Origin of the sequence: Saccharothrix sp. ST-888 (assembly GCF_000955975.1) — a bacterium.
In the GTDB taxonomy this organism is placed as follows: domain Bacteria; phylum Actinomycetota; class Actinomycetes; order Streptomycetales; family Streptomycetaceae; genus Kitasatospora.
The window spans coordinates 1-264 of record NZ_JYJF01001082.1; the positions used below are offsets into that span (position 1 = coordinate 1).

Below are 264 nucleotides of genomic sequence, written 5' to 3' on the forward strand. Positions count from 1 at the left end.
CAGGACGCTGGTCGCGTTGCCGGTCAGCAGACGGCCCTCGACGCCCTCCGGCACCTCCTTGAGCTCCGAGCCGTAGCCCTGGTAGCTGCCGCCGACGTACACGCCGGTGCGGCTGCCGCGCAGGGTGGCCGGGTCGATGCCCGCCCGCTCGCACACCTCCCAGGCGGCTTCGAGCAGCAGGCGCTGCTGCGGGTCCATGGCCAGCGCCTCGCGCGGCGAGATCCCGAAGAACTCGGAGTCGAACTCGCCCGCGTCGTGCAGGAA

The 264-nt window shown here is 72.7% G+C and carries 1 protein-coding gene; it reads right to left on the reverse strand.

The genetic code is table 11. The features are described 5' to 3' along the window. Nucleotides 1-264: beta-ketoacyl synthase N-terminal-like domain-containing protein (locus tag UK12_RS35710; protein WP_045307390.1), on the reverse strand; the 264-nt coding region annotated here is incomplete at both ends.